19 protein-coding genes are annotated in these 21,027 nt (G+C 35.2%); 13 read left to right on the top strand and 6 right to left on the bottom strand.

The features are described from left to right. The first annotated feature begins 171 nt into the window (after positions 1-171). Entirely contained in the window at positions 172-678 is a 507-nt protein-coding gene (locus tag ACFX5U_RS10210) for a GNAT family N-acetyltransferase (RefSeq protein ID WP_038698221.1), read from the top strand. Positions 679-725: 47 nt separating this feature from the next. Here ACFX5U_RS10210 and ACFX5U_RS10205 read toward each other — a convergent pair whose 3' ends face one another. The 4 genes from ACFX5U_RS10205 to ACFX5U_RS10190 all read right to left on the bottom strand — a co-directional run bounded on the left by ACFX5U_RS10205 (position 726) and on the right by ACFX5U_RS10190 (position 5,367). Continuing rightward, on the bottom strand, positions 726-1,106 hold the full coding sequence (locus ACFX5U_RS10205) for a DUF5916 domain-containing protein (protein ID WP_400263368.1): 381 nt from the start codon (positions 1,104-1,106) through the stop codon (positions 726-728). Then, positions 1,072-3,384, bottom strand: a complete 2,313-nt coding sequence (locus ACFX5U_RS10200) for a DUF5916 domain-containing protein (RefSeq protein WP_400263367.1) — start codon at positions 3,382-3,384, stop codon at positions 1,072-1,074. The genes ACFX5U_RS10205 and ACFX5U_RS10200 overlap by 35 nt, the downstream gene beginning before the upstream one ends. Positions 3,385-3,664: 280 nt before the next feature. Then, positions 3,665-4,633 carry an ROK family protein gene (locus ACFX5U_RS10195; RefSeq protein ID WP_280568045.1) on the bottom strand — a complete coding sequence of 323 codons (969 nt, stop codon included), beginning with the start codon at positions 4,631-4,633 and terminating at the stop codon, positions 3,665-3,667. Positions 4,634-4,842: 209 nt separating this feature from the next. Further along, positions 4,843-5,367, bottom strand: a complete 525-nt coding sequence (locus ACFX5U_RS10190) for a DinB family protein (protein WP_280568046.1) — start codon at positions 5,365-5,367, stop codon at positions 4,843-4,845. 556 nt (positions 5,368-5,923) lie between these two features. Between ACFX5U_RS10190 and ACFX5U_RS10185 the strand changes: the two genes are divergently transcribed. The 10 genes from ACFX5U_RS10185 (at position 5,924) to ACFX5U_RS10140 (ending at position 16,307) form a co-directional block, all read left to right on the top strand. Further along, positions 5,924-7,435, top strand: a complete 1,512-nt coding sequence (locus ACFX5U_RS10185) for an FMN-binding glutamate synthase family protein (protein ID WP_400263366.1) — start codon at positions 5,924-5,926, stop codon at positions 7,433-7,435. Between the two features lie 719 nt (positions 7,436-8,154). Then, a complete protein-coding gene (locus ACFX5U_RS10180; protein ID WP_400263365.1) occupies positions 8,155-9,996 on the top strand; it encodes a histidine kinase in 1,842 nt (613 codons plus the stop codon). Between the two features lie 4 nt (positions 9,997-10,000). Beyond that, positions 10,001-10,432, top strand: coding sequence for a sensor histidine kinase (locus ACFX5U_RS10175; protein WP_400263364.1), 432 nt, complete (start codon positions 10,001-10,003; stop codon positions 10,430-10,432). Continuing rightward, positions 10,410-11,039: a response regulator transcription factor gene (locus ACFX5U_RS10170; RefSeq protein ID WP_280568053.1), complete on the top strand. Its 630-nt coding sequence runs from the start codon at positions 10,410-10,412 to the stop codon at positions 11,037-11,039. Before ACFX5U_RS10175 ends, ACFX5U_RS10170 begins: the two co-directional genes overlap by 23 nt. A gap of 271 nt (positions 11,040-11,310) precedes the next feature. Then, positions 11,311-11,901 (top strand): hypothetical protein, encoded by a 591-nt coding sequence (locus ACFX5U_RS10165; protein ID WP_400263363.1) that lies wholly within the window; start codon positions 11,311-11,313, stop codon positions 11,899-11,901. A 6-nt stretch (positions 11,902-11,907) separates the two neighbouring features. Further along, entirely contained in the window at positions 11,908-13,023 is a 1,116-nt protein-coding gene (locus tag ACFX5U_RS10160) for a hypothetical protein (protein WP_400263362.1), read from the top strand. Between the two features lie 7 nt (positions 13,024-13,030). Further along, positions 13,031-13,909, top strand: a complete 879-nt coding sequence (locus ACFX5U_RS10155) for a hypothetical protein (protein ID WP_400263361.1) — start codon at positions 13,031-13,033, stop codon at positions 13,907-13,909. Between the two features lie 6 nt (positions 13,910-13,915). Next, positions 13,916-15,181, top strand: coding sequence for a hypothetical protein (locus ACFX5U_RS10150; protein WP_400263360.1), 1,266 nt, complete (start codon positions 13,916-13,918; stop codon positions 15,179-15,181). A 310-nt stretch (positions 15,182-15,491) separates the two neighbouring features. After that, the gene (locus ACFX5U_RS10145) at positions 15,492-15,998 is read left to right on the top strand and encodes a MepB family protein (RefSeq protein WP_280568063.1); all 507 of its coding nucleotides are present in this window, start codon (positions 15,492-15,494) and stop codon (positions 15,996-15,998) included. A gap of 81 nt (positions 15,999-16,079) precedes the next feature. Next, positions 16,080-16,307, top strand: coding sequence for a hypothetical protein (locus tag ACFX5U_RS10140; protein ID WP_280568066.1), 228 nt, complete (start codon positions 16,080-16,082; stop codon positions 16,305-16,307). Positions 16,308-16,386: 79 nt separating this feature from the next. Here ACFX5U_RS10140 and ACFX5U_RS10135 read toward each other — a convergent pair whose 3' ends face one another. Both ACFX5U_RS10135 and ACFX5U_RS10130 read right to left on the bottom strand, forming a co-directional pair. Continuing rightward, positions 16,387-18,600: an NADP-dependent isocitrate dehydrogenase gene (locus tag ACFX5U_RS10135; RefSeq protein WP_400263359.1), complete on the bottom strand. Its 2,214-nt coding sequence runs from the start codon at positions 18,598-18,600 to the stop codon at positions 16,387-16,389. Between the two features lie 260 nt (positions 18,601-18,860). After that, a complete protein-coding gene (locus ACFX5U_RS10130; RefSeq protein ID WP_400263358.1) occupies positions 18,861-19,505 on the bottom strand; it encodes an NAD(P)H-binding protein in 645 nt (214 codons plus the stop codon). Positions 19,506-19,634: 129 nt separating this feature from the next. Here ACFX5U_RS10130 and ACFX5U_RS10125 point away from each other — a divergent pair, with 129 nt between their 5' ends. Continuing rightward, on the top strand, positions 19,635-20,474 hold the full coding sequence (locus ACFX5U_RS10125; RefSeq protein ID WP_400263357.1) for an aldo/keto reductase: 840 nt from the start codon (positions 19,635-19,637) through the stop codon (positions 20,472-20,474). A 185-nt stretch (positions 20,475-20,659) separates the two neighbouring features. Next, on the top strand, positions 20,660-20,932 hold the full coding sequence (locus ACFX5U_RS10120) for a hypothetical protein (protein WP_038702516.1): 273 nt from the start codon (positions 20,660-20,662) through the stop codon (positions 20,930-20,932). Positions 20,933-21,027 lie beyond the last annotated feature (95 nt).

Genomic DNA, 21,027 nt, shown 5'->3' with positions numbered 1-21,027 from the left:
CAACTAAATATCAAAAGATAGTTGTTATTTTTTATTTCCCACGCAACCTAAGTTGTTAAATGAGTGAAATCTACTTGGTCAAAAGACGAAAAAATAAATATATTTGCTAAAAATCATCATATGATGCTATAAGATTAGAAATACCACGAGCATCAGAATTCAAATTAAACAATGAATATAAGGAATAGCACGACTAGCGATATTGCGGCAATCTTTCAAGTTTACGAACAAGCCTCAGCTTATAAATTGCAAGTGGGCAATAAAGGTTGGAAGGGTTTTGAATTGTCCCAGATACAAAAGGAGATCGGAGAAAATAGACATTATGTCATTTTAGAGGGGGAAGCTATAGCCTGTACATTTTTACTCACATTCAATGATGATGTCTTATGGAAGGAAGCTGCGAACGATTCCTCAATCTATATTCACAGAATAGCTACAAACCCACTTTTTAGGGGAAATTCGTATGTAACAAAAATCGTTTTATGGGCTAAAGAATATGCGGCTACAACTAATAAAAAATATATCAGACTTGATACGCATAGTGGAAATGAAAAAATAAACAATTATTACAGCAATTGTGGCTTTACTTTTAAAGGGGTGACTATGGTAGAATGGACGGCTGAATTACCAGAACATTACAAAGAGGGATCTTTTAGCTTATTTGAAATTGCATTATAGTAGCAAAATTCCTTTCCCTATCCAATTGGATAGGGAAAGGAATTTTGTTACATATTGAGCCAGTAATTGAACTTCATCATAAATGTGTTGCTTGCGGGTAGGCCAAACATACGGTCTAGGTTATTTCCCCAGCCGGTTTGGTAAATATCGTCACGATTGGACCGGTTATGTTCCCAAACAAGATATAAAGTTGAACCCGGAAGATACTCCCATCGCGCCACCAAGTTGGAACGAAACTCATTAAAACTAAAGTTCGGATCATTAAACGACAGTTGAGTTCCACCTTTATTGACTTGATAAAGACCAGCATTATAACTGATTTCATCCGTTGTAAATTCGGTAAAGCGATCTTTGTATACGCGTGAATCTGTATTTTCAGCTTGCTTAAATCGGTCATATTTGGCAACCGATGTAAAAGGAGAAACCATAATATTGAATAGAAATATCGGGAGTTAGATTGAGTTGCATATTCAATGTGATACCATAGGTTTGCTGTTTCATCCGCCCCATGATATAAGTTGCTGGATCAGTTGGGTGGACTTCTGGAGAGGCAGTGCTGACATATTGCAGATTGTCTTGATTCCAGGCGTAATTGAGCTGACCTGTAAGGCGAACATGGTTACCCAGTCGGAAAATCATACTGGGGTTTATCGTATTATATCCCGTTTCTTGTCCCAAATAATGTCTTCCATTATAATCCAATTTATAAACAACCCGCTTAGCTCTATCCGAATTCAAAACGACATTTGTCTCAATATTCGAATTATAGCGCAAATCTGGTCCACCTCTCAACTGGCGGCTATCAATCGTATTCCAGTTGAATTTTTCTTTGACATCCATCTCTATTCGATGCTTGGTACTTAAGCTTCTCCACCTAAGTGCAATATCATTATTGATTGCCTTTCCACCATAGTTCCACATATTTTTTTGCGTCAAATTAATTCCTGCAAAACGAAAGGGGCCCCAAGGATCCGTTTTTCGAAATGTAATCTCTGATTCATTAAATTTATAATCTGATTGACGAAGATATCCGACGTTATTGAGGTCAAACCCTGGTGATGACCAACTAAAAGTTTGTGCAAAATTCCATTGTGCATTTCCTTTCTTTCCTATTTTAACATAACCTCCAGTACCTTGTAAATTATTTTTATCGGGATCTAAGTTCAAATAATTCGCCCCTGATTCACGTTGATAATAGTGCGTCGCATTCATCTTGGTATGCAAAATTGCATCAGATGAGCCATGTAGGGTACTAAACATTCCCTTAGCATCGACATAATAGAGTCTTTTAGCGAAATACTGCGTAAAATCTACTCCTGCAGTAAAAGCATTGTCTACCATAATTTCTTCTAGATGCCTCTCCCCTAGCTTCCTATTAACCGAGGTCACCATACCACCAAGTAAAGTATTACCATCCCAATTTTTCTGCACACGAGCCACTGTATAATTGGTAAGAGGTTCTGTCACTTCTCTATCCGATTGACCATTACGCATCACTTTTGAGCTCGTTTCAGCTGTAACACTCTCCAAGAAACCAACGGTGACCCCATTTCTATTTGTACCTGTCAGTTTCATAGCTCCTAGGATAGGGATAGGATTGGCTGTGCTCGAATAACTATTGAGATTGTCAATAGCATTTGGTCGGTAGGTGGGCATGGCACCTATTCTGCGCGAATAAAACATCATCCCATCCTCATTATTGTCAAATTCCAAAATATGTTTCCCTTCTAGGAAAAAGGGTCTTTTCTCGTCATAGAAAATCTCATATGCAGACAGATTCATAACTGATGGGTCAAGCTCCACCTGACCATAGTCTGGATTGATAGTCATATCCAAGGTGAAATCATTCAGCGCGAATTTTGCATCTAATCCCCCCGTTGCCTGCCATTTGCTACCTTTCTGAAAAGGACTGTTCGGAATCTTTGGATCTCTAACAAACTTGCTCATGGTATAAGGTAAAAACTCTATTCCCCTTGGTTTTGGCAAATCGGTCATGCCGCTCATCTCACCGAATGAAAACACATGCCCATTATTCTTGATTGGAATAAGGCTCCAGTTCTGAACTTCATTATTTCTACGAATAATACGTCTGACATGCAAACCCCAGATACCATCAGAACTTATCTGATTATAACGCAATTGACTAAAGGGAATTCGCAATTCGGCAGTCCAACTTGAATCTGCTAAGTTAATATGTGTACGTCCCTCCCACACCGTATTCCAACTTAAATTGACAGAGAGTTTATCTGTAACGGTAAGATCGGTCTTGTTTCCACCGAGGTTTATATTAAATTCTGAAGCAACTCGATAATCATGGTAAGTATCGAATGCAATGCTAATAAGATCTCCATTAGTATTATCGTCTCGATTGCCAATAAAAGAATTCATCGTCTCAGGATGTTTGTCTTTACAATAAACACCTACATACACATTTTGATCGTCATAAAATATCTTCATGCGCGTCCATGAATCTGTATGTGCACGTTCGAAAGGAATAACTTGAGAAAATTTCTCAGACCACTCGCCAACATTATTCCATATCTCCTCATCCAATTTACCATCTATACGTGCTTGTTGATTGGCAATTTTTGTAATATGATACCCTCTTTTATAAGCGCTATCCAAAGAAACTACTTCTTTTCTTTCCTCCTGTGCTTGACATAAAGAATGTAGTATCAGAGCAGACAGTAAACAATAGTATTTCATAAATAATTCAACTATTTTTGTATCGGTTTATATAATATTGGTTATTATATATAAGTTAATCTGAGCCAAGTTACAAAAAATAAAACAATCTGAAATTCTCAAACATTTGTCAGAAATCGAGTAGTGTAAGAAATGGGGCTTAATTTTATTAACTTAACTTTCAGGATAACATAGCGAAGTTAATTACAGAGAAAAGTACAACAGAAATCCGACCTACAATTTAACCATAGCTATGGTTATATTGTAGGTCGGATAGATAATATGATCGAAAAAGTCGTGGTTATTGCTCCCAGACCAACGCGCTTGCACCAAGAATTGCCGCATCGGCTTCAGGTAGTTCACTAAAAACCAATCTAACTTTATCTCTAAAAATTGGAAAAAGATTCCTTTCCATATGTAGTTTAGCAGGTTTTAATATAAAGTCCCCAGCTTGTATAACTCCACCAAACAACAGAATAGCTTCTGGAGATGAAAACATCACAAAGTTAGCCAAAGCTTCCCCAAGCTTTTGTCCTGTATAGCGAAATACTTCAATAGCAATTGGATCACCTTTTAGAGCACACTCATGAACTGTTTTGGAGTTGATCTCGTCTTCAGGGTATTCATTAAGCATAGAGCTCGGAAACTCTGCCCTCATTTTCTTTGCCGTAATAGCAATTCCTGTTGCAGATGCGTAAGCCTCTAAACTTCCTTCAGATCCTGTACTCCAATGCTTTCTCCCTCCTGGCTTCACTATTGTATGCCCCAATTCACCAGCAAACCCATCATGACCATAAACTACATTCCCATTGGCGACTATTCCGCTACCAACCCCTGTACCTAATGTTATCATAATAAAATCTTTCATTCCCCGAGCTGCTCCAAATAGCATTTCGCCCAAAGCCGCAGCATTTGCATCATTAGTTATGACACATTTTAAGCCAAATTTGCTTTCAATCATCTCAGCAAAAGGAATTATCCCCTTCCATGGTAAATTGGCAGCTTGTTCTACAGTCCCTGTATAATAATTACCATTTGGTACTCCAACTCCTATACCATCAAAATTATTAACGCTTCCATATTTTTCAATTAATGGATTTACTTTTTCATGTAAAGCATCAATGAACTCTTCTACCTTTTTATATTCATCCGTACGTAAATTACCTTTTTCCAGAACTTCACCACGATGGTTTACTATTCCAAATTTAGTATTCGTCCCGCCAATATCAATTCCAAGAGCGACATGTCTTGATAAGTTTGTTAACGCCATTTCTGTATTTAAATATTCTAAAGCGCTAAAACTATAAAAAAAAATATAAAATATGCTATTTAATATTAGTTAATATTAAGAATTAACTTAAAAAGTCCTCCCGTATCTAACCTCCAGAACCATGTATGAAAAGTAAGGGTTTCCTCCAAATTTCGTGATACAGATCAATTCTTGTTACGTAAAAATCTTGTGCTACATGTGGATCCATATTAATATCCAATCTTTTCATCCACGCTATAATTCATTGCAGGATAGTCCAGTATGCGTCTCATGAGTGCCATCTGTCCGCAAAGATAATCTTGCCTTCCAATGCACATGCCAATAAAATTGAGCTTATCTTCGTGAATGAATGGAATACTCATACCGATCGGAAAAAGCTCTGATAATTGCTCGTCATGGATATCCAATAGACCTTGGTAAACTTTGGGGGATATGAAGTGAAGATTTTTTGTTAAATCGATTAGATTTGGATATTTAAATTGTTCATCCAATGACTTACCCATATAAAACAAATCCTGATAAGGATCTACTTCATTGAGGTCTAGAAGATGAGCTATTGCATATCGCACATTGACAAAGTTGCCTGCCATCCAAATAATATGATTAGTTCGTCCATCTATTCTCTTCCTGGCATCAATTTCTGAAATCCCATCAAGCAAACTTAAAAAGTTCTGGGTATGCATGCGGTAAGCTGGAATGATTGCCGCTAATTTAGTTGATTTAGATTTATCCATGTTTATTGATTTACAACAGTTTACTTATATTCTAAGTATCAAAATTAAAGAAATAGAGTCCCAAATATGCTTGTCTTATGACAAGAAAATTTTACCGCTGAAGATCCGACACATTATACTTGATAAAATGAGCCTGTAAACACAAAGACATCTTAAATAGATTTCCTTTGTTTATTCCAATATTGTTTTAATGGTTAGGATTTTACTCCTGTGCTTCTTACTTTCATCGATTACTATTTTACCAGCGCAAACCACCCAAGCTATCAAATGAAAATTCTTCTTCTCGGAAATCACAAATAGTCAACTTGGAGAAAGCAGTGCATTTTACGAAAGAATTACTTAAATATACGAGTACAACAAATTACACAGATGTCCTTACCTCTGAACAAAATCTATTAAATGCGAAACACAATGCAGTCAATGACAGATTGTAACAGCTACAAGCTGTAGTCCAAATATATGCGGCATTAGGAGGTGGTTGGAAATAAAAGAAACAAAAACTGTCAAAGTGGGGTTTTAATATAATAAAGAAATTTTAATAACCTAATTCACAAACATGAGAGAAGTTGTCAGATTTACAAGTACACTAATAGTGCTATTCTTGATTATTTTCATTGTATTTACATGGCCATTTTGGGGTTTAATTGGCATAGGTTTAGCGATATTACTTATTGGAATATATGACCTTACGCAAACGAAACATGCCATACTGCGTAACTATCCTGTTATTGGTCACATGCGTTTTCTCTTAGAGGCGATTGGTCCAGAACTACATCAATATTTTGTCGAATCAGGAACTGACGGTAAACCAATAGATCGCAATCATCGCGATTATATTTATTCAAGAGCGAAAAAAGAAAATGAAAATCATCCGTTCGGGACGGAGCTTGACGTCAATCAAGAAAACTATAGTTGGATGCAACATAGTATTTATGCTGCTCCCAAATTGCCAAACCCACCTCGAGAAATTATAGGCTCTAAAGGTTGTCAACAGCCCTACTCTGCTAGTATTTTTAATATTTCGGCCATGAGTTTTGGTGCTTTAAGTAAAAATGCAATCATGGCTTTAAATCGAGGAGCAAAAGCTGGAAGTTTCTTTCACGATACAGGGGAAGGTGGTATTTCAAACTATCATCTCATGGGAGGAGATCTTGTCTTCGAAATAGGAACGGGCTATTTTGGTTGTCGGACCGAAGATGGCTTCTTTTCTCCAGAGAAATTTCAAATAAATGGGAATCGACCTGAGGTCAAAATGATTGCGATTAAACTTTCACAAGGAGCCAAACCGGGTCATGGAGGTGTGTTGCCTGCATCTAAAAACAATGACGAAATTGCGGCAATCAGAGGTGTCAAGCCCCATACTGCGGTCATTTCTCCTCCAAGCCATACCGCTTTCCACGACGCCAAAGGACTTCTTGATTTTATACAGCAACTGCGAGAGTTATCAGCAGGTAAACCAATCGGATTTAAACTTGCAATCGGTAGTAAAAAAGAATTTATAGACATCTGCTTAGCTATTTTGGAAACAGGAATAAAGCCTGATTTTATCACCATCGACGGTGCTGAAGGTGGCACAGGTGCAGCTCCTATTGATTTTTCGAATGCCGTTGGCATGCCATGGGAGGAAGCGTTGGTATTTGCCGTCGATACACTTCGCGGATTTGATTTAAAAAAAGATATTAAGATTATCACTGCCACTAAAATATTCACAGCTTTTGACATCTTTAAAGCGCTTTGTATAGGAGCAGATGTGTGCAATTCTGCTCGAGGTATGATGCTGGCTTTAGGATGTATACAGGCCCTTAAATGCCACACAAACACCTGCCCTTCTGGTGTAGCAACGAATGATGCGAGATTAGTGAATGGATTGGTTGTGGAGGAGAAATGGAAACGCGTGAAAAATTATCACGAAGAAATATTAAAAGATTTTTTAGACTTACTTGCAGCATCCGGTAGCCCTAATTTGAAACATCTCAACAGATCGTTAATCCATAAAAGACAAAATAACAAACATCGTTCTTTTGAAGAAATCTATCCATCTATTCCTGAAGGTGCATTTATCAAATAATAAAGCATATTCATTTAAAGGTTTACAAGATGAAAAATCCGTTTAAAGACTACTCCATAAATTTGAAATCAAAATTTGTATTTCTTTTCTATCCAAATCAATCCGTGAAAAAATTGTTATGCATCTGTAACTGAATAAAATAAACCAAAAAATATTAAGTACGTCTTTTATCATGTCCCCATTTTTATGGATACCATTTTAGTAATCTTATTATAAATACGCAAAATCACTAGTTTCAGGGATAAAATTGATGCGTTAGAAATGGCATCTTTGTAATATGACTTTAATATCATGAAGAAGCTAACGTACGCACTTGCCACAATATACTTCATAATACTTTCAGCAATAGTACAATAAAAAAATGTTTAGGATTGATTATGGAATTACTTTCCAAAGACAGAAAATGGAAAATATGTTGATATCAATGAGTTAAAAAAAAAACAATACCCTTACTTAAGAGATACTTTTTGAAATTGGTATTGCTTTAGTCTCAGAAGATAAAAGAAACGAAGCGTGTTATTATATAGGCACGAAAAATCAAAAAGTGGTTGATTTAGAAGCTGATTAAAACTTAAAGCGCTTCTTGTTCAACTATTTGATTATGGGAGTTTTCTTTACTTAAGAGCCATTAAACGGTCATTATATTCATTAAAAATTCCTTCAGTGTTTATGAAAAGTGATATCTTAGTCTCCTAAATACAGATTCATAAGGAATACAGATGAGCAAAAATAAGATTAGTTTCAAGCATAAGTTAAGACATATTTTTGTCACCCTCAGTTTTTGTGTTTTGATGCATCACACTTCTGCGCAAGAAGTATTAAATAATCTAAAACTTCAGTACGAAAACATTGCTATAACAAATCCTGATAGGCTCTACGTGGCCGGTAAATATATAACGGCTTTATTTTTCAATCAACAAGAAGAGAAAGCTGCTCAAATACTTGATGAAAACTTGCAGGTTGCACTTCTTCTAAAAGATGGCAAATATGCTGCCAACCTGTATGCCATCTCAGCTATGAATAACCGAATAGCTGAACGACTGAAGGACTCTGATACCAGCTTGGAAAAAGCAAAAGCATATGCAGACAATTCAAAAGATATAGAAATAAAAGGCTACATTAATTATTGTGAAGGCTGGCTTCATGTACGAAACAATAAAGAGGGCGAAGCTGTAAGAAGTTTCTTACGTGCGATTACCTATTTCGACAAAGCTCCTCCATCGCCAACACTGAATGGTCGCAAATCGACAACCTATAAGGAACTAACCTCAGTCTACGCCAATTGGAATGAACACCAATTACAGGAAAAATATAGCTTGCTCGCTTTAGATTTAGCCATTAAACAAAATGATCCAATTGCTATTTTTGATGCCTATATGCTTATGGGTTATATGTACGAACAGCAATATATGAAAGACGAGAGCAAGCAGGACGTGCGCAATCTGGCTGAAAAATATTATTTGCAAGCTATCAATACTTATGATAAAAATAAAAGTAAGATTCCCTTCCCTTCAAACCTTTCTTTTGTAGCTAACAATTTAGCACATCTTTATTTTAGCTATTTCCCAAATAGTTATCAAAATAAAGTCCTTTATTATGCCGAACTCGCTAGAAAGCAAGGATTAGCGACTCAACAATATACGCATGTAGCTTCTTCATATGGCATCATGGCAGAATTAGCGATTAAAGATGGTAAACCCGACCGTGCAAAAGAATATTTGCTTGCTGCTTTAACAGAAGTTTCTAAAAGTAGTGTTCCTGATGAAAATATAATTCTCAGTATTTATGAAAGTCTTTCCGAAATTGCTGAATCAGAGAAAAATCTAACTGAGGCAATTCGCTACTATAAGGCTTATATGGAAACATTTAAATCCATATACAATCGAGAACAACTGGAATTGGGAAGAAGACTGGAAGCGCAATTTGACAAGGAAAGACAACAACAACAGCTCATTACCATGCAGTTAGAAGCTGATAAAAAAGAGCAACAAATAAGTCTCATGCAGACCATCAGTTTACAACAAAAACAGGAGTTGGAAAATTTGAAATTGCATGAAGAAAATCAAAGAAAACAGCTGGAGCTAACGCAATTAGAATCGGAAAAAAGAACACAAGAACTCAAATTATCAAGATTAGAAACGCAGAGTCGTGCGCAAGATATTCTGAATTATAAAAACGAAATATCTTATAAAGAAAAGATAAACAAATACTATATCAGTCTAATTTTAGTATTCTTGCTGGCCTTGATGCTCCTGCTCTATGCCTATAAACAACGTTCTAAAAGACTTCGTCAAAATAAAGAACTTTATAACGCGACTTTAGATAAAGAAAGGCAGAATGCGAAAATCGCCACACTGACCGCCATGTTATCAGGACAAGAACAAGAACGAGGAAGATTGGCACGTGATCTTCATGATGGTCTGGGAGGCTTACTATCAAGTACCAAAATTAGCTTATCGCAATTGACTGATCAGGTAGCTTCACCAGCCAAAAATAACATGCAAAAATCCATAGAGAAACTGGATACAGCTGTAGAAGAAACTCCGTCGTGTAGCTCATAATCTGATGCCAGAATTGCTAAACAGGTATGGCTTACAAGAAGCTCTTCAAGATTATGCGAGGCGTATGTCAAATGATCAATTAGATATTGATGTACAATTCTTGCATTATAAAAGTGATTTAGAAAAAGACAGACAGCTCCTAGTTTATCGTATTATTCAAGAACTTGTCAACAACGCCATTAAACATGCCTCGCCAAAGCAGATTATAATACAAGTTGTAGAAGAAACCGATCACTATAGCATTACTGTCGAAGATGATGGTGATGGATTTGATATTCATCAGATTAAAGGAAACAATTCAGCTGGTTTGTATAATATTCAATCTCGAGTCGATTTTTTAAAAGGAAAATTCAGCATACAATCTGAAAAACAAGTTGGAACAAGTGTAGAATTCATATTCAAAAAAATATTACATGATAAAAATTGCGATTACTGACGATCATCCCCTACTACTAGAGGGACTAAAAAATATATTATCAAAAGAAGATTTCTTTGAAGTAGTTGGTTGTTATCCCGACGCTTCAACTATGCATGTAGCGTTGTCAAATACGAATATTGATATACTCCTATTAGATATCAACCTCCCTGATGCAAATAGCATTGAGCTCATAAAACCTTTGAAACTAAAGTATCCTAATATGCGTATCATTATCATTAGTGTACATAACGAATATGCTGTAATCAATAGTGTACTGCAAGAAGGTGCTCACGGTTACATTCAAAAAAATGCTTCTGTGGACGAAATTATTACTGGTGTTGAACAAATATTAAAAGGTAACAAGTTTCTTTGCTCCCAAACAAAAAGCATCGTGGATAAAAAGGCTAAAGATGGCTTAAATAGTGTCCCAAAATTGACAAGAAGAGAAAAAGAAGTATTGACTGAAGCTGCATCGGGCTTAACAACCTCCCAAATAGCTGAAAAATTATTTATAAGCCCGCATACTGTGGAAAGCCATCGTAAGAATCTCATTGAGAAATTTGGTGCTAAGAATTTGAGTTCAACCATCAAATTAGCATTGGAATATGGTCTAATTCGTAAATAGCTTGGTGTATAAACAAAACCCCTACTTTCGGGGATGGGTGTACGCTTCCCTATTCATTAACTTTGTTTTTCATTCCTAAAGTTAGGTAGTGAATGGATTTCAGAGAGGGTAAATCCTCGGTAAACCTTATCGTAAAATAACATAAAAAAAACTAAATAGAGACATAATGAAATTAAAAATGAGAAAGCTGAAATCCATATCACTGCTATTAAGTATAATCTGCAGCAGTTTTTTACTTACTGGATGCTTTGACTTTATCGAGGATATAAATATGAGTAGTAATGGTTCGGGTCATATTAAAGCAACACTAAACTTCAGTAAAAGTAGTACGAAGGTAGCCTCTTTAATGAAACTTAAAAGTATAAATGGCATCACAATTCCAACAAAAGAAAAAATAAAGAGTGAAGCGGAAGCGATGAGTAGAATCTTAAAGAATACTGAGGGTATTAGTCAAGTACAATATAGTCTTGATTTCAATAATTATATCGCAACAGTATCTTGTTCATTTGAAACGATCAATGCCCTAAATAATTTCAGTAAAGCTATTGGCACTTATTTCAAAAGCGCTTTAGGAAATAACAATAGTTATGCTTTTAATACAAAAACGGGAGTTTTTACCAGATCCTACACCTACTCGCCATCTTTAAATAAAGAATATGTCAAAATTTCTGAAACTGATAAAAAATATTTTGACGATGCCTGTTACACACAAATCATCAGATTTGATAAAAAAATTAAATCGCAACAGCACATATCTGCAAAAATATCAAGTACTTCCAAAGCTGTACTACTCAAATTAAAAGCAACAGATCTGATCAGTGGAAAGGCATCACTGGCAAATACCATTACCCTAAATAATTAATAAAACATGAATATAAAACACGTTCCATTATTTGCATGTGTTGCATTTGCAAGTCTGCAAGCTACAGCACAAGATTTGACCAGTATGATACCTGCTCAAGCACAATTTGTTTTTACCATTAATAATAAAGCTATAGTTGAAAATAGCTCTATCGAGTTGTTAAATGAAACATTAATTAAACTAGGTGCATTTGAAAACACGAGCAATGATATTAACTATCCAATCAAAAACCTGATGCAATTGGATTTTAATCTTGATAAGCAAGCTTACGTATATCGGTCAACTACAGATAGCCTAAACTATATCGGAATATTAATCCCTTTAAAAGAAAATCATCAAGTTAAGGAGCATATGTTTTCGAAATTTGAATCTCTTTCGATTTATAATAACTATGAAAGAAGAGTTTCAAAAGATCATAAAATGCAAGTTGCATGGAATAAAGAAAGCTTATTTATTTTAATTGGAGAGCTAAATACAAGCTATTTCCAAACGAAAGAAATCGCAGAACGTTATGGTTTAGACTTGGGATTATATAACACATTAGACTGGACATACAATGAAACACTTGATGCAGCCGCTAACACCTGGGATGAAGAAGAAATAGATATAGAAGAAGAAAATTCAATACCAGATTCACTTACAGTAGCTACGGCCGAAGCCGAGGAAGAAGCTGTATATGTTGAAGCCGAAGATGTATTTCCTGATACTTTATCAAGTATTGATATTGATGAATGGGAATATGATAGCGATACAATCGATGTGGAAGACTACGATTTAGAATCTGACTCCCTTTACTTATTAAATCAAGCACGAGAAGCAAAAAATGACTCCATCAAAAATAAATTATTAGCTGATTGGTTAACAGCAGGCTTTAATGATTATTTAGACCCTAAAGAAAATTTAGGTAAGAATAAAGCACTTAAATTAACCGATAAAAAACACCTATTACGTCTCTGGATATCTAATCTAGATGAATTATATCAAAATGCCCTTCCCTATGATATTTTAAAAATGGCTTATGGTGTTGACATTGAGAATATGAAATATGGTTATAATGACGCTATTTTTGATTTGATTCAAGATCAATATACGCTAAAACTTACGGGTTTCTATAGGTGTTGACTCTGAAATGGAGAAAGTTTTCAAGGCATTATATAGCAACAGAACCAATAAAAAATTTGCGCAATATATTCCTGAGAACTACTTGGCTTACGCCTCTGTTAACATGAGTACGGAAGGTTATTTGAAACAATTACCAGCATTGATTTCGCGATGGTATGCTCCTTTAGCTGGGGAATATGCAGATGTTTTGACGATAGCAGCCACTGCTTTAGAGATTGGGTTAGACGAAAAAGCTATCGGAAAAGTGATGAGAGGCGACAACGTGTTCTTTCTCAACGACCTACAAAAAGTAACAAAAGAATATGTCTCTTACGAATATGATGATGATTACAACTATGAAGAGGTTACCAAAACAAAAGAAGAATTTGTACCCAACTTTTTATGGATGTTCACTTCTGAAGATCAACGTCTGTATAAAAAAATACTGGAATTTGCGGTCAAAAAACAGGAAGTAACATTGGAGGATGGCATATATAAAATCGCACCACAGAAAAAACTAGAGCCAATCTATATCCTTTTCAAAAATAATATCGTGTTTGTTGGAAGCGATGTCGAACAATTAACTGCTATTCAACAGAATCGTTTTAAAACTAACAGAAATGCAAGTGTGAAAAAGGATTTACTTGCACATCCATTTAATTTTGTCGTAAAAACTTCTGCCATACCTGAGGTTGTCAATCAACTAGAAATTCCAATAACAGAATCTAGGGAACAAACTTTACAAGACCTTGCTGGATATGGTAATCTTCAAATCAAATCAAGTAAGTTGATTAAAAACAGGTTCTCTGGAGAGATGTCGATATCATTACCTAAAAAAGATAAAAATGCACTTCAATACCTATTGAAGCATATCATTGAAAACTTGAATAATAATGTCATAAACTAATCGCCCATGAAAAGAATAGTAATTATCATATGTTCTATTGTGCTCTTACTTTCAGCTACGGTCTGGACATACTACATTATCCGAAAAAACAACATTGAAAAACAATATGTGAGCAAAGAAAGTACACATATATTCTCCATTGCTGTTGATGATTTAATATTGGACAATCTATCCAGTTTTAATCCTTGGTCGGGCAAGTCCGTAGACACAGCTGTTGATGAAAGTTGGATAACTGGCTTATTGTGGCATGCTGGTATTGAAATTCCGGCCCGCATTTATTTATTCAGTATGACAGACCGAGCTCCTCAATTTTACGGAATATTAGCATTAAAGAACTATGATGAGTGCTTTTCTTTTTTTGCAAATCGCTATCCCAACGGAATCAGTTTCTTGGATAAGGAACAGGGAGTAGTGCGTGTTAGTGTTAATAACCATATCAAAGTAATATTTGATCGGAATAACCTTATTTACAAAATTGATAGGGAAAGAAATAGTGGGTTTGAGGATCTTCATTTACTTTTAAAACAACCCAACACTTGGGTTCAAATAGATTCCTTTCCAGAATTTAAAAATATTCATTCAAATAAGCACATCAGCTATATACAAAAAGATAAAAAGTTGAAACTAGAAGCATCTATTGCGAAGCATAAAATAGATATCACAGGTGAGTGGCTAATTTCTCAAGATTTAGATAAAAAGTTTCCAGTTAGAGCAATGGACACGACAAATCAAGCTATGACTTTCTGGACCATGTTATCTTTAGATGATATGCCATTACTTGCTGATTTAATGCATAAATACACAGGCCTTGATCAACTGCAATTGCAAAATGCTTATGCTAACTATTTTGATTTGCAGGTTAAATCAGATGTAACGATACAGCGGGATACCTTAATTACATATAGCTATGATGATGATTTCAATCCAATAGAAGAAAAGAAAATAAATGAAATCAATGTGCCTTATATCGCGCATGCTTGGATAGATAATAATGCATTAGCGGAATCTCTTCCAACAACAATGTTTTATAAATTTTACAAACAGCGAAAAAGCGGCTTTCTACTAAATACAACCACACAAAGTACTCCCAATCTTGTTAAGATCGAAGAAACATCTTATCCATTTTATCTTTATATCAATTTTGGCAAATGGCCTGACACTTGGCTTGTCGAGCCTTTTGACAAGTTAAAAGCTAATCAGGTTAAAGTCGAAGTAAGTACTATAATCCAAAATAAAAATAGCTTATCCATTCAAGGACAAATAAACTATTAAAACACAATGTACATATGTGGTATTTAAGGCTTTGTAATGCACAACCTTAAATACCACTATCCTACCAATTACGTTACCTTAATCTATTTTTTTAATATGGATATAAGCCCATCAAATAAGAGTTGCTATATTTATGTTTATTTCATTAAAATTAGAGTGAAAAATAATAATGTCTGAAGTAGAAGTCTATCAAAAATATGAATAATTTCATTCCCTTAGATATACAAAGCACCTTATTATAATGGCTTCTATAAAAATTATAGAATCTTACGCTCAAAATAATATTACTCAACTTTAAGCATACCTTAAATTGGCAAATTCCAAAATAGAACTACAACATATCGCTAAGTATTTATTCCAAATCTGTGGCTTACCGCTAACGAATTTACTGCCAGAAAAAGAAAGTCAAGCATATGCTGCTCATAATTTTGACTTGGGCAAGAATAAATACAAATATAGGAGCGCTAAAATAACACCAAAAAAAGCAGGCCAATTTGTAACATTATGGTTCCGAATGTCAACTGGTATTATCGCTCCTTTCGATGTTAATGATGATATTGATTTCTATATTATAGCAATACGAAACGAAAAGAAGATGGGATTATTCATTTTTCCTAAGGAAATACTATTTCAAAGAAGAGTTTTATCTGGACATGGAAAAGAAGGAAAACGTGGGTTTAGAGTATATCCAAATTGGGATTTGACTATCAGCAAACAAGCACAACAGACGCAATCTTGGCAGAAACTGTATTTTCTAGATTTAAGTAATGAAAATCAGATTGATGTAAAAAAAGGAAAGTGCCTTTTGGGGATGTAACCAATAAATAAATGTTTCTTTACATTATCCAATTATTTTATGTAAATTGGATATACCGATTACAGACATAATTCAATCATTATGCATCCATTTCATAAAAACAACGGGAAACATGCTACGTGGCATAGAAATAATGGTTCGCTAAAAGGAAGTTTTCATCCTTTTTTAAGGAGTCAAAAGAAGTTAAAGGTAGATGATGAGGATATAAAATTCGCGATGATCCTGCCATCTAATCAGACTCGAATCGTTAAACCAGAAGCACTAGAACAAGTACTTCTAGAAATTAACTTGCTCAAAAACAAAAATTAATAGCAGATTGATTATCATAGTAATAAAAAAATGCTCCATTCTAATGAATGGAGCATTTTTTTATAATACAATTTGCAATCTACAAAGAAGCAATTGCATTATTAAAAGTTTCCGAAGGACGCATTGCTGCTGTTGCTAATGCATCATTAGGGAAGTAGTAACCACCAATGTCTTGTGCCTTACCTTGAGCAGCAATCAACTCTTCATTGATTTTAGCTTCATTTTCAATTAACACTTTCGCTAAAGGTGCAAATTTGGCTGCCAAAGTAGCATCTTTTGTTTGCGCCGCCAATCCTTCCGCCCAATAAGCAGTCAAGTAATAATGAGAACCACGGTTGTCAATTTGACCTACTTTACGTGCTGGAGATTTATCATTCGCTAAGAATTTTTCTGTAGCCACATCCAAAGTTTCTGCTAATACTAAAGCATCAGCATTATTTTGTGTTTGTGATAAATGCTCTAAAGAAGCACCTAAAGCTAAAAATTCACCTAACGAATCCCAACGTAAGTAACCTTCATGTAAGAATTGTTCAATATGTTTTGGAGCCGAACCACCAGCACCTGTCTCAAATAAACCACCACCATTCATCAATGGAACAATAGAAAGCATTTTTGCAGAGGTACCAACTTCTAAAATTGGAAACAAATCAGTTAAGTAATCACGCAATACATTACCCGTAACAGAGATAGTATCCAAACCTTCACGAATACGATCTAAAGAGAACTTAGTTGCTTCTACTGGATTCATCACAAAAATATCTAATCCATTAGTATCAAAATCCCCTAAATATTGTTCTACTTTCTTGATGATTTCTCTATCGTGAGCACGGTTTTCATCTAACCAGAATACTGCTGGTGCTGCAGATAATCGAGCACGGTTAACAGCTAGTTTTACCCAATCTTGGATGGGAGCGTCTTTTGTTTGACACATGCGGAAGATATCTCCTGTTTCAACGGTTTGTTCCATCAAAACATTTCCTTCAGCGTCAACTACTCTGATCGTACCATTTTCTGAAGCTTGGAAAGTTTTATCATGTGAACCATATTCTTCAGCTTTTTGAGCCATCAAACCAACATTGGGAACAGAGCCCATTGTAGTAGGGTCTAAAGCACCATTTTCTTTACAATCCTCTATGGTTGCTTCATAAACACCAGCGTAAGAACGATCTGGAATCATAGCAATTGTATCTTGAGATTTTCCCTCTTTATTCCACATCTGACCCGAAGTACGGATCATAGCTGGCATCGAGGCATCAACGATAACATCTGAAGGTACGTGTAGATTTGTAATCCCTTTATCGGAGTTTACCATAGCTAAATCTGGACCGTTAGCTATTGCAGACTCAATCGCAGCTTTAACTTCAGCTTCCTGTGAATGCCCAGCAATCTTAGCAAATACCTCACCTAGACCATTGTTTTTATTAATTCCCAAAGAATTGAATAATTCACCATATTTAGCAAAAACATCTTTGAAATAAACTTCTACGATAGCACCAAAGATAATTGGGTCTGAAACTTTCATCATCGTCGCTTTCAAGTGAGCTGATAATAAAACCCCTTCAGCTTTAGCAGCAGCAATAGTATCTGCAACGAAACCTTTCAATGCAGATAAACTCAATACTGATGAATCTATGACTTCACCTGCTTTCAATGGAGCAAGACCTTTCAATTCAGTCGGAGTACCACTAGCGTTGACGAATTCTATTTTAAACTGACCTTCGTTTGCTACTGTAACGGATTTTTCAGTTTCATAAAAATCACCATGTGACATTGATGCTACACGGGTTTTTGAATCTGCCGACCAAGCACCCATCGAATGTGGATTTGCTTTAGCATAATTCTTAACTGCTTTAGGCGCACGTCGATCAGAGTTTCCTTCACGTAAAACTGGATTTACAGCAGACCCCAATACTTTAGCATAATTTGCTTTTACTGCACGTTCTTCTGCAGTTTCTGGATTATCAGGGAAATTTGGAATAGCATATCCGGCAGCTTGCAATTCTGCAATTGCTCCTTTTAACTGCGGAATAGATGCCGAAATATTTGGTAATTTGATGATATTCGCTTCTGGAGTTGTGGCCAACTGACCTAATTCAGCTAAAGCATCAGCTACTTTTTGATCCTCTTTTAATGCGTCTGAAAAGTTAGCTAAAATACGACCTGCAAGAGAAATGTCTCTTAATTCAACATCGATATCAGCAGTTTTCGCGAAAGCTTGTACAATAGGTAAGAATGAATACGTAGCCAATAATGGCGCTTCATCTGTCTTGGTGTAAATGATTTTAGATGACATAATTTTTTTATTGAAATCTTTTAATTTGCTTAAACAAAATTGAAAACGAACGCTTAGGCTGGTTCAAAATTCGCCTAAAGATAAGAAATTGAAATTTAAATCGCCACAAAAGGTTGAATTATGACGCTTAAAAGTAAAATATTGGCTAGACTGAATTAAATGAATCATCGATATACATGGACATCGTCATTCAAAATGCACTGATATACTTCAGTTCTCATTTTACAATTATAAATAACATTAAAGGTCAAACGTACAAACTAATTTAAGATTGCTTTGATTTTTTTTAATGGTAACACTTCCACAGCTTTATTATTCCTAAACGCACTTTCTAACATTGCTTTTGCCAACTCCCCTGTTTTTATAGGTGCATATTTCTCAAACAAACCTAATTTATTTAAAATCTGAATTACTTTTATTCCCACCTTCTCTCCCATGCGATTGGTATTAGGTCTATCAATGAATCCAGGTTGGAGGATTAATAAATGTTGGAATCCTATTTTTTTAATGACATCTTCTAAAGATCCTTTCATACGGTTATAAAAAACTTGAGATTTTGCATCAACACCAACAGCTGATAATAATACAAAACTTGAAACACCATTTTCAAAAGCCATCTCAGCGAATTGAAAGGGATAGTCGTAATCGATATGCCATTGCGCAGCTTTGCTCCCCGCATCTTTCAAGGTAGTTCCCAAACAAGAAAAGGCTACGTCTCCCTTAATCTGTTCTTTAAAATTGTTTAGTTTTTCAAAATCTATAATAATTTCTTCCAACTTTTCGTGAGGCTCAAAGTAAGACTTACGGAGAAATACACGAATTTTAGAAAAACGGTCGTCATTTACCAATTGCTTAACCAATTCCCTACCTGTGGCACCACTGCCCCCAATTACAATTGCTTCCATAAGATAAAGGTACAGATTCGGTTCTTAAGTTTCACTAGCTTGTCAAATTCCTATAAAATTGTGGGGTAAGACCGACAAAGACTTTTATAATTACTAATTTTAAATTTTCATCCATTAAAGCGAAAAAACATGAATACATATACATTAAACAGTGGTTCAAAAATCCCAGCTATTGGATTTGGAACTTGGCAAATCGAAGAAGGAGAACCTGCTTATACTGCCGTTTATGAGGCTTTAAAAGCAGGATATCCCCATATTGATACAGCATCGGTTTATGGTAATGAACATAGTGTCGGAAAAGCAATACAAGATAGTGGTATAAAGCGCGAAAATCTTTTTGTCACCACCAAACTCTGGAATGCCGATCGCGGTTACAAAAACACCTTAGTCGCATTTGACAAGTCTCTTGCCCTACTTCAAATGGACTACGTAGATCTCTATCTCATTCACTGGCCTGCTAACGAAACACAGTTTGAGAACTGGGAATCTATCAATGCAGACACTTGGAAAGCCTTGGAGCAATTATATACAGAAGGTAGAGCCAAAGCTATTGGTTTGAGTAATTTTCCAAAAAAATATGTCGAAGCAATATTAAAGGTTGCAAAAGTTTTTCCTGCAGTCAATCAATTGGAATTTCATCCCGGTTTTCTTCAAGAAGAAACAATAGCCTTTTGTAAATCAAAAGATATATTAATTCAAGCATGGTCGCCTTTAGGCTCTGGCAGGATTTTACAAAATGAAGTAATAGTATCACTTGCAGCTAAATATGGAGTAAGTGTCGGGCAGATTTGTATAAAATTTGCTTTGCAAGAGGGTATCAACCCACTACCAAAATCCACGAACCCCAGCAATATAAAAGCTAATCTTGAAATAAACAATTTTTCGTTGTCTAACGAAGATATACAAGCGATTAAAAATATAGGTGAATTAGGTTTTTCCGGCCTTAATCCAGCTGAGGTACCCTTTTAAAAAAATAGGTTAGCAAGATTTAATTTTGCTAACCTAAATTTTGTTCCTCCATTCTGAATACATGAATAATTATCTATCTTCTTCAAAACAATAACCTGAATATGTTCAATCATTTACATTTTGAGCGCTCAACTTTTTTAAATTGAAATTTTGCAATAGCCATCCTATTCCCTATGTTTGCAAATATGTCCAACACAGAAAAAAATCCTTATCAACTGTTTAATAAAACAATCTGGTCTAACTGGAAAAGTCAAAATGTAATCTGCATAAAAGTAGAAGAACTATCAGAAAATAATGGGACTACTTTCTATGAACTTATTCCTGACTCTGAAATGTTGGATGCTGATGCTGAAACTTTATATCCGATTGATTCTGAAGATATTTTCGACATGTTACTTCCCAATCCCCATATTAAATTTGTCGTACATGATATTTATATGGCAGATTTGGAAGATTAATTAAGTTTAAACAACTAGCTTGAAAGAGAAACTCTAAAACAGGGCGCTTTTAACATTAAGATATAGATGCCAATATTTTCGACACTTACTAGTAT

The organism is Sphingobacterium sp. SG20118 (assembly GCF_044740685.1).
Taxonomy (GTDB): domain Bacteria; phylum Bacteroidota; class Bacteroidia; order Sphingobacteriales; family Sphingobacteriaceae; genus Sphingobacterium.
The sequence above is the reverse complement of the archived record's forward strand: the minus strand, read 5'-3'. Positions and strand labels throughout refer to the sequence as shown.